Raw genomic sequence first — 15,457 nt, forward strand, 5'->3', positions numbered from 1 at the left:
CCGGCTTCACGAGCAGTCTGCGCCGGACCTCGTGGCTGTAGCCGGCGACCTCCTCGGGAAGCGGGGGCCGTGGTCCGATCAGGGACGCACCACGCTCCGGGGCGCGCTCCAACGCGGCGCTCGGCTACGCGCGTCACGCGGCGGGCAAGCTGGCCGGCGCGGCCGTGTCGCTGCTCGCCGTCCTCGTCACCAGCTTCTTCCTGTTCCGGATCCTGCCGGGCGACCCGGTACGGACGATGACCCGCGGCAAGGCGACGACGCCCGAGCAACTGGCCACTCTTCGGCACCAGTTCGGGCTCGACAAGCCGATGTGGCAGCAGTTCGCCGACTATTGCGGCCAGGCGCTCCACGGCGACCTCGGCACCTCCTTCCAGTTCCACGCCCCGGTCGGCGAGTTGATCGCGCAGAAGGTGCCGGCGACGCTGCTGCTGACCGGCACCGCCGTGGTCCTGTACTCGGCGCTCGGTCTGTGGCTCGGCACCCGCTCCGCGTGGCGGCACGGCAGCCTCGGCGACCGGCTGAACACCGGGGTGGCGCTGACGCTGTGGTCGGTGCCGTCGTTCTGGCTCGGGCTGCTGCTGATCATCGTGTTCTCGGTCGGCATCGGCCCGATCCCGGGGCTGTTCCCGACCGGCGGCATGGAGTCCGGCACCGGCGAGACCGGATTCGGGTACGTGCTCGACGTGGCGCACCACATGGTGCTGCCGGTGCTCACGCTGATCGCGGTCGGGTACGCGCAGACGCTGCTCGTCATGCGGTCCTCGCTGCTCGACGAGATGGGCGGCGACTACCTGACCACGGCGCGGGCCAAGGGGCTGCGCGACGACATGGTGCGCCGCCGGCACGCCGTCCCGAACGCGCTGCTGCCGACGGTGACGATGGTCTTCATCAACCTCGGCCATGTGGCGGCCGGTTCGATCCTGGTGGAGACGGTGTTCTCCTGGCCGGGTCTGGGCGGGCTGTTCTACCAGGCGCTCAGCGTGCCCGATCTGCCGCTGGTGCAGGGCCTGTTCGTGGCCTTCGCCGGAGCGATGATCGTGATGAACCTGATCGCCGATCTGCTCTATCCGCTGCTCGACCCCCGGGTGGGCCGATGACCTCTCCCAATCCTTCTCCTTCTTCTCCTTCTTCCCCTCCTTCCCCTCCTTCTTCCTCTCCTTCCACGTCGCCTTCCCCCTCCCCCGCGGCCTTGGCCGCCACGGCGCCCTCCGCCTCCGCACTGGCCTGGCAGCGGCGCCGCGACAGCCTCGGCCGCTTCTGGAAGCAGTACCGGAGCCGGCGGGCCGGCCTGTGGGGCCTGGCCGGACTCGCCCTGATCGCGGTCGTGGCACTCACCGCGCCGCTCCTGGTCGGCTCCGGGGTGCAGTCCGTGACGAACGCGCCCGGCACCGCCCTGGAACCGCCGAGCGCCGCGTTCTGGCTCGGCACCGACCAGTTCGGCCGCTCGCTGCTCGGCCTGCTGATCTGGGGATCGCGGATCTCGCTGCTCGTGGGGCTGCTCGCGGCGGTGCTGTCGGTCGCGATCGGCACCCTGGTGGGCATCGTCGCCGGGCACTACGGCGGCTGGTTCGCCACCGTCGTCATGCGGATCACCGACTGGTTCCTGGTGATGCCGACCCTCGTCCTGGCCATCGTGCTCGCCACCGTCATGTCCCGCTCCGTGTGGACGGTGATCCTCGCGATCGGCGTGACGACCTGGCCGACCACGGCCCGGCTGGTGCGGGCGCAGACCATCGCGGTCGAGTCCCGCCCGTACATCGAACGGGCCACCGCGCTCGGCGGCGGGGACGCGCACGTCATGACCCGGCACGTGCTGCCGAACGTCCTGCCGCTGGTGCTCGCCCAGACCACGCTCGGCATCTCCTCCGCCATCCTCACCGAGGCGACCCTGGCCTTCCTGGGACTCGGCGATCCGACCGTGGTCTCCTGGGGCGGCATGCTCCAGGACGCGCGCGAGGCGGGCGCGGTCTCCTCCGGGCACTGGTGGTACCTGGCCCCGCCCGGGATCGCGATCGCGCTGGTCGCGCTCGCCTTCACCCTGTGCGGGCGGGCCGTCGAGTCCGTCCTCAACCCGAAGCTGGGGGTGGGACGTTGAGCACGGAAGCGCTCCTCGAGATACGGAATCTGAGCGTGACGTACGGCTCCGGGGCGAGCGCCGTTCCGGCCGTACGCGGAGTGGACCTCACCCTGCCCGCCGGGCAGAAGCTCGGCGTCGCGGGCGAGTCCGGCTGCGGCAAGTCGACGATGGCGCTCGCGCTGCTGCGGCTGCTGCCGCCCTCGGCGCGGCTGACCGGCGAGATCCGGCTGGACGGCGAGGACGTGCTCGCCATGAAGTGGGGCCGGCTGCGGGCGGTGCGCTGGGCGGGGGCGTCGATCGTCTTCCAGGGCGCGATGCACTCGCTGAACGCGGTACGGCGGATCGGCGACCAGATCGCGGAGCCGCTGCTCGTACACGGCCGGGCCACTCCGGCGGCGGCCCGGACCCGGGTGGGCGAGCTGCTCGAACACGTGGGGCTGCCGGCCGCGCGGGCGGCGGCCTACCCGCACGAACTGTCCGGCGGACAGCGGCAGCGGGTGATGATCGCGATGGCGCTGGCCTGCGATCCTCGGCTGATCGTGGCGGACGAGCCGACGACCGCGCTCGACGTGATGATCCAGGCGCAGATCCTCCGGCTGATCGAACGCCTGGTGGCCGAGCAGGACATCGGGCTGCTGATGATCAGCCACGACCTCGCGGTGCTCGCCGACACCTGCGACCGGCTGGCCGTGATGTACGCGGGGCGGGTGGTCGAGGAGGGGCCGGCGAAGGCGGTGTACGAGTCCGCCGCGCACCCCTACGGGCGGGCGCTGTCCTCGGCGTTCCCGAGGATCGGCGACCCCGCGTCGCGGCGGGCCCCGCGCGGGCTGCCGGGCGACCCGCCGGACCCGGCGGCGCTGCCGGGCGGCTGCGCGTTCCATCCGCGCTGCCCGGTGGCGGTGGAGCGGTGTGCCGGGGAGGACCAGGAGCTGCGGGACGCGGGCGCGGGGCGCCGGGCGGCCTGCGTACACGTAGGGAGCGCGGCATGAGCCCGGAGACGTCCCCCGGGACCTCCCCGAAGTCCACGGCCCGGTCCACTGCCGGGGTCACCGCAGAGTCCGCGACGGATTCGGCTTCGGCCGGGTCCGCGCGGGAGCCGGGGCCGGGATCGGGGCCGGGACCGCTGCTGTCCGCCGAAGGGCTGCGGGTGGTGTTCCCGGGGCGGCGCGGCGCGCCGCCGGCACGGGCGGTGGACGGGGTCGATCTGGACGTCGGCGCGGGCGAGATCGTCGCCCTGGTCGGCGAGTCCGGCTGCGGCAAGACGACGCTGGCCCGCTCGCTGCTCGGGCTGGTCCGGCCGACCGGGGGCACGGTGCGCTTCGCGGGCGCGCCACTGGCGTACACGGGCAAGGCGCTCAAGGCGTACCGCAAGCGCGCCCAGCTGGTGCTCCAGGACCCGAGCGGTTCGCTGAACCCCCGGCACACGGTGTACGACGCGGTGGCCGAGGGGCTGCGGATCCACGGGTACGCGGGGGACGAGCGGGCGGCGGTCGCCGAGGCGCTGTCGCGGGCCGGGCTGCGGCCACCGGAGCGGTTCTTCCTGCGGTATCCGCACGAGCTGTCCGGCGGGCAGCGGCAGCGCGTGGTGATCGCGGGCGCGCTGGTCCTCCAGCCCGAACTCATCGTCGCGGACGAGCCGGTGGCCTCGCTGGACGCCTCGGTGCGCGGCGAGATCCTCGCGCTGCTGCTGCGGCTGCGCGACGAACTGGGCCTGTCGGCGCTGGTGGTGACGCACGACCTCGGGCTCGCGTGGAACATCGCGGACCGGGTGGCGGTGATGTATCTGGGCCGGATCGTGGAGACGGGGCCGGTCGAATCCGTACTGACGAATCCGCAACACCCTTACACCAAGGCCCTGTTGTCGGTACTGCCGGAATCGGAGGGCGATCCGGTCGTGCTGTCCGGCGAGCCGCCGGACCCGGCGCGGATCCCGTCGGGATGCCGTTTCCACGTCCGCTGCCAGGTGCTGGCCTCGGGGGCGGCGGACGCGGTGGCGGACCGCTGCCGCACCGAGGACCTGCCGGTCCTCGGCGGCGGCGGACGGGCCGAGGCGGCCTGCCACTGGGTGCGGCAGGGCTGAGCCCGGACAGGGGGCGCGGGGTTCCGGTACCGCGTTCCGGTACCGGGCTCCGACACCGGCACCGGCGTCGCTCAGGCGGCGCCGGAACGGGCCGGGGCGGCCTGCCGGGGCGCGTAGCCGACGATCCGGCGGTCGCCGCCCAGCTCACGAGGGTCCTCGGAGGCGTCCGTCGTCCAGCGACCCAGGCACATCTCGGCGGTGATGCCGGGCCCGAAGCCGGCCACGATACCCCGGGCGCCCTCCGTGAGCCCGCCCTCCTCGAAGAGCCGGCGGACCGCGTCGAGCACGACGGCGCTGGCGATGTTGCCGTACTCCGTGAGGGTGGCCCGGCTGAACCGGAAGTCCTCCGGCGGGACTTCGAGGAAGTGGCTGAGGTCGTCGAGGATGCGCGGGCCGCCCGCGTGGATGATGTAGAAGTCCAGCTTCCCGGCGTCCCAGCCGTGGTCGCCCGCGAGTTCGCGCAGCGCGGGCGCGAGGGGCTCCATCGTCCCGGGCACCCGCTTGTCGAGAAGGAAGTGGAAACCGGTGGCACGCACGCTGTACGCGATCCAGTCCTCGGTGTCGGGCACCAGATAGGCGCTGTTGCGCTCCAGGGTGATGCCGGTGCCGCCGCGGCCGCGGACCACGGCTGCGGCCACCGCGTCGCCGAACAGACCGTTGGAGAGCAGGGATCCGACGCCGAGGTCGGTGGGCTGGTAGCACAGCGAGCAGAACTCGCAGGCGACGATGAGGACATTGGCGTCCGGGTAGGCGGTGCAGAAGTCGTGCGCGCGGTTCACGGCGGCGCCGCCCGCGGCGCAGCCGAGCTGTGCGATCGGGACCTGCCGGGTGTGCCCGGGGAAGCCCATGGTGTTGATCAGCCAGGCGGTGAGCGAAGGCATCATGAAGCCCGTGCAGGACACATAGATGATCATGTCGATGTCGGCGGGGCGCAATCCCGCGTGGGCCAGGGCCTCGTCGACGACGGCGGGGACACGGGCCTTCGCCTCGGCCTCGTAGAGCTCGTTGCGCTGCTGGAAGCCCGGGTGCTTGAGGGTCTCCTCGATGGGTTGCACGATGTGCCGGCGGGTGACTCCGGTGTTGCCGATCAGTCGCAGCGCGAGCCCGAGCTGGGGGTGATCGGCATGGCGTTCGCGGGCGAGGTCGAGGGTCTCCTCCATCGTGATCACGTATTCGGGCACGGACACCGCGGGCTTGCACAGAGTCGCCACGACGCGCGCTCCTTTGTCTCGTTCGCGTTGAACTGTCCTTCAGATTCACCCGGTCACCGGCGGCCCGCAACCGCGAGCGCGGCCCTTCTGCCACCCAGGGTGACGCGCGTTGCGTCCACGGAAAGCGGCGCTTACGCCGAACGGGGGTGCTGTCGGCATGCGGCGCATCGCGGCCGCGCGGGCCCGGGAACACGCTTCCCCGGGCCGGGGACGAGCCGCCTGGGCCGGCTCCCGCACCGAGGGCGGGGGCGGGGGCGGGCATAGCGCTGGAGGACGTGGAGATCGGCGGGGCGACGATCCGGGAGGTGATGCGGTCGGCCCTGCTCACCCGCTACCCGGGGCTGTGTCTCGCGGGCCGCCGCGAGGACGTGGACGAGGACGTGGACGAGAACGAGGACGTGCCGTTCCGGTCCAAGGGCCTGATCCGGGGACCCAGGGAGCTGTGCGTCACCTGGTACGGCGGACCGTACGGGCGGCGCCGCGTCCCCCAGCGGCCCCAGCGATCCCGGCACCCCCGGTCACACGGGCCGTCGCCGATCACCGAGGACTCCGATGACGGCCGGTCCCCGGGGGTTGTCGCGCGGACGGAACGTCACACGGCGTGCGCGCTGTCGTACGTCCCGGTCAGCTCACGGCACCGCTCGACGTCGGCGGCCATCGCCACGAGCAGATCGTCGAGGGTCTCGAACTTCAGCATCCCTCGGACGTACGCGAGGAAGTCCACGGTCACGTGGAGGCCGTACAGGTCCAGGCCCTCGCGGTCGATCGCGTACGCCTCGACGGTCCGCTCGGTGGCGTCGAACTGCGGGTTGGTGCCCACCGAGATCGCCGCCGGCATCCGCTCCCCGTCCGCCGTCAGCCAGCCCGCGTAGACGCCGTCGGCCGGGATCGCGGTGTGCGGCAGCGTCTCGACGTTGGCCGTCGGGAAGCCCAGCTCGCGGCCGCGCTGCGCGCCGCGCACCACGATGCCCTCGACGCGGTGCGGGCGGCCCAGGATCTCGGCGGCGCCCGCCATCTCGCCGGCGGCCACCAGCCGCCGGGTGAGGGTGGAGGAGAACGGCTCGCCGCCGCCGGCCTCGCCGCTCACCCGCAGGTCGATGACCTCGACGTCGTAGTCGTAGGTGGCGCCCAGCTCGGTGAGGTAGGCGACGTTCCCGGCGGCCTTGTGGCCGAAGCGGAAGTTGGGGCCCTCGATGACCCGCCGCGCGTGCAGCTTGTCGACGAGCACCTTCACGATGAACTCGGCCGGGGACAGCTGCGAGAACTCGGCGGTGAAGGGCAGGACGAGGACCGCGTCCACCCCCAGCTCGGCCATCAGCTCGGCGCGCCGGTGGTGCGGGGCGAGCAGCGGCGGGTGGCTGCCGGGCCGGACGACCTCGGAGGGGTGCGGGTCGAAGGTGACGACGACGGAGGGAATGCCCAGCTCACGGGCGCTCTCGACGGCCCGCCCGATGATCAGCTGGTGTCCGCGGTGCACCCCGTCGTAGGAGCCGATGGTGACGACGCTGCGCCCCCAGTCCTGGGGGATGTCCTCCAAGCCTCGCCAGCGCTGCACTGTGACCGCTCCTCGTCCGCGTCTGCCCATGTCGCGCCTGCCCGGCGCAGGTCTAAGACTGCCATGAGCATGCGGCCGCGTCGGCATCGGCATGGTGTTCCGTACGTCTCGGGGCATGGCGGGGCGAGGGCGGTACGGCCCGCGGGGCCGGGTCGTCCGGCCCCTCCTGGCCCCGCCCGGTGTCCGTACGCGCGTCCCGGCCGGCTCCGACGCCGGTGTCCGCGCCGGAATCGGGGCCGCTGCCGGCGGCCGGATCCGAGCCGCCGGCGGGACGGCTGTGCCTCCCCGTACCCGTCCTCGTTCCCGTCCTCGTACCCGTCCTCGCGCCCGTCCTCGCGCCCGCACCCGTATCCGTATCCGTATCCGTACGCGGACCGGTGCCGGGACCTCCGCCGTCTCCCGCGTCCCTGACGGCTCGCAGCTCCACGCGCAAAAAGCGGGACGCCCCGGTGCCGGGAGCTTCGAGGACCGGCGCGAGGGCGGCGCGCGGGGCGGGCAGCGCCAGCAGACCGACGACCAGGGGGTGCAGGACGCAGCGCGCTTCCGGCCCCGCCTCCAGCCGCCGGTCGACGAACGCGGCGACCAGCTCCGCGCCCTCGGGATGCCGCTCGGCGTACCCGGCGACGAGAGCGGCGGCCTGCCGGGCGATCCTGGGCGTGTCCACGGCGGCGAGGGCCCGCAGCACGGCGCCGGGATCGGGGCCCTCCAGCCGGACGCGGAGCGCGTCGAGGACGGGCCCGGGTTCGGGGTGGGTGGCGAGCGCCGCCGCGAGGGCGTCGGCGGGGACGCCGGGGTGGGCGAGCGCGCGCGGCAGATACCGGTCGCGGCAGCCGGGGTCCTGGACGAGCAGGCCGAGCGCGGGACCGTGCAGCGCGCGGTCGCCGGGCCGGGCGAGCAGGGCGAGGGCCGCGTAGCGCAGGGTGGCCCGCTCGGCCTCGCCCGTCGCGTACGGGGCGACCATGCGGCCGTACGTGACGGCTGCCTGGCGCCGTGCGGGGCGGCCGTCGTCGTGCGCCCACCGTTCCACGGCCCGGGCGAGGGCCGTCGGCTCGTCCTCGGCGAGCGCGGCGAGCAGCCCTTCGGCGAGCGGGTGGACGGTGGCGACGAGGGCCTCGCACAGATCGTCGACGGCCAGGCCCCGGTGGGTGTGCAGCAGGGCCTGCGCCGCGTCGCCGACGGTGGCGCCGGGCGCCCCGGCGAGCTCGCGGTCGTCGGCGAACCAGCGGCACAGCAGCGGCTGCACCCCGCGCGGGTCGGCGTTCAGACGCGTGGCCACGACGTCGAGGAACCGAGCCGGGCCGCCCGGTCCGCCCGGGCCGACAAGGCCGGGCGGCGGGTCGGCGACCACGAGACGCCGCAGCAGGTCCAGCCGCTCGCCCTCCGGGACGGCGAGCTCCGCCCAGAACTCCGGGCCGAAGACCGCGTACCCGGCGAAGGTCTCCCGGGCCTCCGGCCGCCGCCCGATGTGGTCCGCGAGGCGGCGCAGCACCGGCAGCCGGGGCCGTGCGTCGGTCAGCGGGGCCAGTACGCCGGAGAGCAGCCTCGACGCCCACCAGACGCCTTCCGCGCCGCCCGCCCCGGGCGTCCACGGTCCCGCTTCCGCGGCGCTGCCCGTGGCGTCGGCGAGGTCGGCGCAGTCCGCGAGGGTGTCGGCGAGCCGGCGGAGCCGGGGCCCGAGCCCGTCGGCGCCGTGGTCGCGGTGGAGCCGGCGCAGCGCCTGGAGGACCGGACCGATGCGGTGGCGGGGTACCGGGAGGGCGGCCGGGTGGTGGACCAGGGTCTCCAGGGCGCGGTCCAGGTCGAGGTGGGCGCCCTGGAGCCAGTCGGCGACCTCCTCGTGGGCGAAGCGGTAGCCGCCGCCCGCCGGGACGAGCAGGGCCTCCGTGAGCACGGCCGAGGCCCAGCCGGTACGCCAGGGGAACAGCTCCTCGAAGGACGCCCGGTCGAGTTCGCCCTGGCCGGGGCCGAGGCAGCGGCGGGCGGCCTCGTGGACGCTGCCGGCGACCCGCGCGGCGAGCCGGCGGACGGCCGCGCCGCGCGGGACCGGGCGCCGGGTGGCGGCGATCCGTACCGCGACTCGCAGACACATCAGGTCGAGGTGCGCGGCGAAGATCTCCTCTCGGCCCGGCCGGCCCGGCAGATCCCCTCGGGCGGCGGTGCGCAGCTCGCCGAGGAGCCTGAGCGCGAGCGGGTGCCGGGCGTCCGCCTCGGCGATGGCCCCGTCGGGGACCCCGTGCCGCCGCCGGGCCTCGGCCGCCTCGGGTTCGGTCAGGTCGCCGAGTGCGACGACGCCCGGCGCGCACGCGTACAGCGGAAGGGTCAGCTCCGCGTGCTCGGGGCGGCACGCGACGATCATGCGGGCGCCGTGCGCGGCCAGCCATTCCTCGGTGGCGGCCACCCAGGGCCCGAGGCGGGGCGCGAGCAGCGGCGGCATCTCCTCGGGCGAGTCGAGGAGGATCAGCAGCGGGCCGCGCGCGGCGGCCCGCTCCGGGGTGACGGCGCCCGGGTCGCCCAGCGCGCCGCCTGCGGCGACGATCCGCCCGGCGCGGCGCAGGACGCGGCCGACGGCGTCGGCCACCGAGGCGTCGCCGGCCAGCAGGTCCGCGCCGCGCAGCCGGACGGTGGGGGCGGGCGCCGGGCCGTGGGCGCGGCGGGCGGCGAGACCGGCGAGGGCGGTGCTGCGGCCGGTGCCGGGGGCGCCGACGACCAGCAGGACGAGCCGGTCGCCGGGGTCGCGGACCCGTTCGCCCCAGGTCCCGGTCTCGCCGGAGCGGCCCGTGGTGGTGGCGGCGAGTTCGAGCACCCCGGCCGTGTTGAGGTCGCGGCCGTAGGCGGGCACGGTGGCGGCGTTGCGGCGCAGCAGGACGGCGAGCGGGCCGAGCGGCGGGATGGGCAGGGCGCACGGCTCGGCGGGCCGGCCGTCCTGCCGGACGGCGCCGAGGATGGCGAGGACCGCGCCGGTGGCGGGATCGAGGACGGGGCCGCCGGTGGTCGGGCCGTTCTCCAGGAGGGCTTCGGCGCCCTCCGTGCCGATGGCGAGCGGGAGGCCGGGTCCGGCTCCGTCGACGGCGCCGAGCACCCGCGCCTCGCGCCAGCCGTAGGCGGCGATCCGTACGTAGGTGCCGGGCTCGATCTCCGTCCGGCGGGCGAGCGGCAGCGGCGGACAGGTCAGGCCCACGGTGCGGACGAGGGCGAGGCCGCAGCCGGGGAACAGGGTGATGTCGGTGAGGCCCGCCCGCCAGGTCTGCCCGCCGAAGGTGCGCAGACAGAGGGTGTCCTGCCCGGCGACGACCTCGTGGCCGGTGAGCAGGGTTCCGTGGTGATCGGCGAGAAATCCCGTGCCGAGCGGCCGCCCGGCCGGATCCTCGATCCTGACCAGTGCGGTCCGAGTCCTGCTCCCCATGATCAGAAGGTAAGCCGGTGATGATCTCCGGATAAAGCGGGAAAGCCGAACGCGCCCCCTCTCACCTCCGCTTTCGCCCCGAGCGCCTGCACGATGGGGTGAATTCCACGGGAAAACACCGATGGGGCGAGCACATACGTGCTCGCCCCATCGAACCGTCCGGCGGAGATCCGCGGACGAGGTGCTCAGCCGAAGACGGCCAGGCTCTTGGCCTTGCCCCGCTGGGACTCGACCAGCGCGAGCAGCCGCCCGTCCGGCCCGTAGACCCCGACCGGGCCCGCCGGGTAGTCCGGCATCTCCAGGCGTACGCCGTTGAGCAGCAGCCCGGCCCGCTTCTCGTCGACGTCCCAGCGCGGGAACGCCGCCGCGGCCGCGTCGGCGACCGGCATGACCGTCAGCTCCTCCTGGAGCTGGTCCAGGGTGCGGGCGCGGTCCAGCTTGTACGGGCCGACGCGGGTGCGGCGCAGCGCGGTCAGATGACCGCCCACGCCGAGCCCGGCGCCGAGATCCCGGGCGAGCGCCCGGATGTACGTACCGGAGGAGCAGACGACGGAGACGACCAGGTCGACGACCGGCGTCCCGTCCTCGGCCGTCGCCTCGCGCACGTCGTACACCTGGAAGGAGGAGACGGTGACCGGCCGGGCCGGGATCTCGAACTCCTCGCCGCCGCGCACGCGCGCGTAGGACCGCTTGCCGTCGATCTTGATGGCCGAGACCTTCGACGGCACCTGCATGATCGCGCCGGTCAGCTCGGCCACCCCCGCGTCGATCCGCTCGCGGGTGACCTTCGAAGCGTCGACCGACGCCGTGATCTCGCCCTCGGCGTCATCGGTGATGGTGGTCTGACCGAGGCGGATGGTGCCCAGGTACTCCTTCTCGGTCAGCGCGAGGTGACCGAGCAGCTTGGTCGCCCGCTCCACGCCGAGGACGAGCACGCCCGTGGCCATGGGGTCGAGCGTGCCCGCGTGGCCGACGCGGCGGGTCTTGGCGATCCCGCGCATCTTGGCCACGACGTCGTGCGAGGTGAACCCCGACGGCTTGTCGACGATGACAAGCCCGTCGGGAGTGCTTCCGTTGCTCATTCGGCGGCTTCGTCCTCGCCCGGCTTCTTGTAGGGGTCGGCCCCGCCGGCGAACTCGGCGCCCGAGGACGACTCGCGCACCTTGGCGTCCGAGGCACGCACCTGGTCCAGGAGGTCCTCGATGTTCTTCGCGGTCTCCGGCAGGGCGTCGGCCACGAAGGTCAGCGTCGGGGTGAACTTGGTGCCCGCGGCCTTGCCGACCGACGAGCGCAGGATGCCCTTGGCGCTCTCCAGGCCGGCGGCGGCGCTCGCGCGCTCCTCCTCGTCGCCGTAGACCGTGTAGAAGACCGTGGCCTCCCGCAGGTCGCCGGTGACGCGGGTGTCCGTGATGGTCACGTGCGTGCCCAGGCGCGGGTCCTTGATGCCGCGCTGCAGCTTCTCGGCGACCACCTCCCGGATGAGGTCCGCCAGTTTCTTCGCCCGCGCGTTGTCGGCCACTGGTCCTTCTCCTTCTTTGCCTTGCTCATTCAGTCTTCATCAGTGTGGAGCCTGCGTCGCACCGAGAGCAGCTCCACCTCGGGCCGGGCCGCCACCAGCCGCTCGCAGCGGTCCAGCACGTCCGACAGGTACCCCGCGTCCCCGGCCACCAGCGCGACCCCGACCTGGGCCCTTCGATGGAGGTCCTGGTCGCCCACCTCGGCAGCGCTCACGGAGAACTTGCGCTGGAGTTCGGCCACGATGGGCCGGACGACGGAGCGTTTCTCCTTCAGCGAGTGGACGTCGCCGAGGAGCAGATCGAAGGACAGTGTCCCCACGTACATGTGGTGCCGGATGTCCCGCCGGTTCGGGTTCGACGGCCCGCCGTGCCATCGCTCGGCGGGAACATCAGAACGGTACACGCAACGGCCGGGGCCGATCGACGGGATTACTCCCACCGACCGGCCCCGGACACGTCGTGCGTGGTTACGCCCGCGGCTTCTCGCGCATCTCGTAAGTGGCGATGACATCGTCGATCTTGATGTCGTTGTAGTTGCCGAGGTTGATACCGCCCTCGAAGCCCTCGCGGATCTCGGTGACGTCGTCCTTGAAGCGACGCAGACCCGAGATGGTGAGGTTCTCCGAGACGACCTTGCCGTCGCGGATGAGGCGCGCCTTGCTGTTGCGCTTGACCTCGCCCGAGCGGACCAGGACACCGGCGATGTTGCCCAGCTTGGACGAGCGGAAGACCTCGCGGATCTCCGCCGTACCGAGCTCGACCTCTTCGTACTCCGGCTTCAGCAGACCCTTCAGGGCCGCCTCGATCTCCTCGATCGCCTGGTAGATGACCGAGTAGTAACGGACCTCGACACCCTCGCGCTCGGCCATCTGCGACGCACGGCCGGCCGCGCGGACGTTGTAGCCGATGACGATCGCGTCGGAGCCCATCGCCAGGTTGATGTCCGACTCCGTGACCTCACCGACGCCGCGGTGGAGGACCCGGATGTCGACCTCTTCGCCGACGTCGAGCTGGAGCAGCGAGGACTCGAGAGCCTCGACCGCACCGGACGCGTCGCCCTTGATGATGAGGTTGAGCTGCTGGATCTCGCCGGCCTTGAGCACCTTGTCGAGGTCCTCGATGGACACCCGGCGGACGCGCTTGGCGAAGGCCGCGTTGCGCTCGCGCGCCGCGCGCTTCTCGGCGATCTGACGGGCCGTACGGTCCTCGTCGACGACCAGGAAGTTGTCGCCGGCACCCGGGACGTTGGTGAGACCCAGGACGAGGACGGGAGTCGACGGAGTCGCCTCCTCGACGTTGTTGCCCTTGTCGTCGAGCATGGCCCGGACACGGCCGTACGCGTCGCCGACGACCATCGTGTCGCCGATGCGCAGCGTTCCGCGCTGGACCAGGACCGTCGAGACCGCACCGCGACCGCGGTCGAGGTGGGACTCGATCGCGATGCCCTGCGCGTCCTGGTCGGGGTTGGCCCGCAGGTCGAGCGAGGCGTCCGCGGTCAGGACCACGGCCTCCAGCAGGGAGTCGATGTGCAGACCCTGCTTGGCGGAGATGTCGACGAACATCGTGTCGCCGCCGTACTCCTCGGCCACCAGACCAAACTCGGTCAGCTGGCCGCGGACCTTGACCGGGTCGGCACCCTCGACGTCGATCTTGTTGACCGCGACGACGATCGGGACACCGGCGGCCTTGGCGTGGTTGAGCGCCTCGACCGTCTGCGGCATGACACCGTCGTTGGCCGCGACCACGAGGATCGCGATGTCGGTCGACTTCGCACCACGGGCACGCATGGCGGTGAACGCCTCGTGACCCGGGGTGTCGATGAAGGTGATGCGGCGCTCTTCGCCGTTGACCTCGGTGGAGACCTGGTAGGCACCGATGTGCTGGGTGATGCCACCGGCCTCGCCCGCGACCACGTTGGTCTTGCGGATCGCGTCGAGGAGTCGGGTCTTACCGTGGTCGACGTGACCCATGACGGTCACGACCGGCGGACGGGAGACCAGGGCCTCTTCGCCGCCCTCGTCCTCGCCGAACTCGATGTCGAAGGACTCGAGCAGCTCGCGGTCCTCCTCCTCGGGGCTGACGATCTGAACGACGTAGTTCATCTCTTCGGCCAGCATGACGAGCGTGTCGTCGGAGACGGACTGCGTCGCCGTGACCATCTCGCCGAGGTTCATCATCACCGCGACGAGCGACGCCGGGTTGGCGCCGATCTTCTCGGCGAAGTCGGTGAGGGACGCACCGCGCGACAGACGAATGACTTCGCCGCCACCGCGGGGAAGCATCACGCCGCCCACGGACGGGGCCTGCATGGCCTCGTACTCCTGGCGCCTCTGACGCTTCGACTTGCGACCACGACGCGCGGGACCGCCGGGACGACCGAAGGCGCCCTGCGTGCCACCACGACCACCGGGGCCACCGGGACGGCCACCGAAGCCGGGACGACCGCCGAAGCCGCCGCCACCGCCGGGACCACCCGGACGACCGCCACCGCCGCCACCCGGACCACCGGGACGGCCGGCGAAGCCGCCGCCACCGCCGCCGGGACCGGCCGGACGACCGGCGAATCCGGGACGACCGCCGCCGCCACCACCGGGACGACCGCCGGGGCCACCCGGGCCACGGCCGCCGGGGCCCGGACGCGGGCCGGCAGCGGGACGCTGCGGCATCATGCCCGGGTTCGGACGGTTACCGCCGGGCGCGCCACCGGGACGCGGCGCCTGCGGGCGCGGCATGGAACCGGGGGTCGGACGGGCGCCGCCCTGACCCTGCGGACGCGGGGTGCCCGGGGCACCGCCCGGACCCTGCGGGCGCGGGGCGCCGGGGGCGCCGCCGGGACGCGGAGCGCCACCCTGCGGACGGGGCGCCTGCGGGCGCGCCATGCCGGTGGAGCCACCGGAGGTGAAGGGGTTGTTGCCCGGACGCGGGCCGGCCGGACGGCCGCCCGGACGGGCACCCTGCTGGCCGGGACGGCCACCCTGCTGGCCACCCTGACCCTGCGGACGCGGGGTCTGCTGGCCCGGACGGGCCGGGCGCGGGCCGGGGGTCGCACCGGAACGCGGACCGGCGGCCGGAGCCGACGGAGGCGCGGTGAACTCCGGGGTGGTCGGAGCCGGGGCGGCGGGCGCCGGCTTGGGCGCGGGAGCCGCGGGCTTCGGACCCGGGGTCGGACGGGGACCCGGCGCCGGAGCCGAAGGCTTCTCGGCGGCGGGCTTGGGGGCTGCCGGACGGGCGGCCTGCGCCGGAGCCGGCGCGGGGGCGCCGGGCTTCGGGGCGGCCGGACGGGCGGCCTGCGCCGGAGAGGGCGCGGGGGCCCCCGGCTTGGGGGCGGGCGCCGCCTTGCGGGGCGCACCAGGCTTGGCAGCGGACTTGCCGGCGGCGCCGGGTCCCTGCAAAGCGTCAGTCAGCTTGCGCACGACCGGCGCCTCGATCGTCGAGGACGCCGAACGGACGAATTCACCGAGTTCCTGGAGCTTGGCCATGACGACCTTGCTCTCTACACCGAACTCCTTGGCGAGTTCGTATACCCGGACCTTAGCCACATCGCTCCTTTTAGGTCCGGTTACCGCCGGACCGTCGCTACTTCATGGGCGTACTCATCGCGTACTCATCGAGTG

The 15,457-nt window shown here is 73.6% G+C and carries 11 protein-coding genes and 1 pseudogene; 4 read left to right on the top strand and 8 right to left on the bottom strand.

The annotated features are described in order from the left end of the window. A pseudogene (locus ABZ990_RS03285) lies at positions 1-85 on the bottom strand (sugar transferase); the annotation flags it as partial. Here ABZ990_RS03285 and ABZ990_RS03290 point away from each other — a divergent pair. From ABZ990_RS03290 to ABZ990_RS03305, 4 genes are read left to right on the top strand one after another with little or no spacing between them, the layout of a single operon-like run. Continuing rightward, entirely contained in the window at positions 78-1,097 is a 1,020-nt protein-coding gene (locus ABZ990_RS03290) for an ABC transporter permease (protein ID WP_361225052.1), read from the top strand. The pseudogene ABZ990_RS03285 and the gene ABZ990_RS03290 sit on opposite strands and share 8 nt — an antisense overlap. Further along, complete coding sequence (locus tag ABZ990_RS03295) at positions 1,094-2,095, top strand: ABC transporter permease (RefSeq protein WP_361224483.1); 1,002 nt, start codon at positions 1,094-1,096, stop codon at positions 2,093-2,095. Before ABZ990_RS03290 ends, ABZ990_RS03295 begins: the two co-directional genes overlap by 4 nt. Then, positions 2,092-3,066, top strand: a complete 975-nt coding sequence (locus tag ABZ990_RS03300) for an ABC transporter ATP-binding protein (RefSeq protein WP_361224486.1) — start codon at positions 2,092-2,094, stop codon at positions 3,064-3,066. The genes ABZ990_RS03295 and ABZ990_RS03300 overlap by 4 nt, the downstream gene beginning before the upstream one ends. Then, complete coding sequence (locus ABZ990_RS03305) at positions 3,063-4,157, top strand: ABC transporter ATP-binding protein (RefSeq protein WP_361224489.1); 1,095 nt, start codon at positions 3,063-3,065, stop codon at positions 4,155-4,157. The genes ABZ990_RS03300 and ABZ990_RS03305 overlap by 4 nt, the downstream gene beginning before the upstream one ends. A gap of 71 nt (positions 4,158-4,228) precedes the next feature. On the opposite strand, the gene ABZ990_RS03310 is transcribed toward ABZ990_RS03305, so the two are convergent. The 7 genes from ABZ990_RS03310 to infB all read right to left on the bottom strand — a co-directional run bounded on the left by ABZ990_RS03310 (position 4,229) and on the right by infB (position 15,382). Next, positions 4,229-5,368, bottom strand: coding sequence for a type III polyketide synthase (locus tag ABZ990_RS03310; RefSeq protein ID WP_361224492.1), 1,140 nt, complete (start codon positions 5,366-5,368; stop codon positions 4,229-4,231). A 592-nt stretch (positions 5,369-5,960) separates the two neighbouring features. Beyond that, positions 5,961-6,923: a bifunctional riboflavin kinase/FAD synthetase gene (locus ABZ990_RS03315; RefSeq protein ID WP_361224494.1), complete on the bottom strand. Its 963-nt coding sequence runs from the start codon at positions 6,921-6,923 to the stop codon at positions 5,961-5,963. Between the two features lie 52 nt (positions 6,924-6,975). Further along, positions 6,976-10,326: a trypsin-like peptidase domain-containing protein gene (locus ABZ990_RS03320; RefSeq protein WP_361224497.1), complete on the bottom strand. Its 3,351-nt coding sequence runs from the start codon at positions 10,324-10,326 to the stop codon at positions 6,976-6,978. 185 nt (positions 10,327-10,511) lie between these two features. Next, positions 10,512-11,408 (bottom strand): tRNA pseudouridine(55) synthase TruB, encoded by an 897-nt coding sequence (truB, locus tag ABZ990_RS03325; protein WP_361224500.1) that lies wholly within the window; start codon positions 11,406-11,408, stop codon positions 10,512-10,514. Continuing rightward, positions 11,405-11,845, bottom strand: a complete 441-nt coding sequence (gene rbfA, locus ABZ990_RS03330) for a 30S ribosome-binding factor RbfA (RefSeq protein ID WP_361224502.1) — start codon at positions 11,843-11,845, stop codon at positions 11,405-11,407. Before rbfA ends, truB begins: the two co-directional genes overlap by 4 nt. Positions 11,846-11,874: 29 nt before the next feature. Continuing rightward, positions 11,875-12,168 (bottom strand): DUF503 domain-containing protein, encoded by a 294-nt coding sequence (locus tag ABZ990_RS03335; protein ID WP_361224505.1) that lies wholly within the window; start codon positions 12,166-12,168, stop codon positions 11,875-11,877. A gap of 142 nt (positions 12,169-12,310) precedes the next feature. Beyond that, a complete protein-coding gene (gene infB / locus ABZ990_RS03340) occupies positions 12,311-15,382 on the bottom strand; it encodes a translation initiation factor IF-2 (protein WP_361224508.1) in 3,072 nt (1,023 codons plus the stop codon). Between the last annotated feature and the right edge of the window lie 75 nt (positions 15,383-15,457).

It is taken from the genome of Streptomyces sp. NPDC046203 (assembly GCF_040646255.1).
GTDB lineage: Bacteria > Actinomycetota > Actinomycetes > Streptomycetales > Streptomycetaceae > Streptomyces.